At 67.2% G+C, this 506-nt stretch carries 1 pseudogene; it reads right to left on the reverse strand.

Annotation, left to right across the window (positions count from 1 at the left end):
* Positions 1-506 (reverse strand): annotated as a pseudogene (locus PV363_RS17910) (transketolase); the annotation flags it as partial.

A 506-nucleotide genomic window follows, 5' to 3' on the forward strand; every position in this document is an offset into this window, starting at 1 on the left:
CAGCCGTACGCTTCGTAGCGCTTGAGCACGTCTTCGGTGAAGGCAATGTCGGTGTCATCTTCGATGGAGATGTGGTTCTCGTCGTACATGACCACGAGGTTGCCCAGCTCCTGGTGGCCGGCCAGCGAGGAGGCCTCGGCCGTAACGCCTTCCTGCAGGTCGCCGTCGGAGGCAATGACCCAGATGGTGTGGTCGAACGGGCTGGTGCCTTCGGCAGCGTCGGCGTCGAGCAGGCCGCGCAGGCGGCGCTGGGCGAACGCGAAGCCCACGGAGGAGGCCAGGCCCTGGCCGAGCGGGCCGGTGGTGATCTCCACGCCGTCGGTGTGGCGGTACTCCGGGTGGCCGGGGGTCTTGGAACCCCAGGTGCGCAGGGACTGCAGGTCCTCGAGTTCCAGGCCGTAGCCGGAAAGGAAGAGCTCGATGTAGAGCGTCAGGGAGGTGTGCCCGGGGGAGAGGACGAAACGGTCGCGGCCAATCCACTGCGGATCGGACGGGTCATGGCGCAT

It is taken from the genome of Mumia sp. (assembly GCF_028803055.1).
Lineage (GTDB): Bacteria > Actinomycetota > Actinomycetes > Propionibacteriales > Nocardioidaceae > Mumia.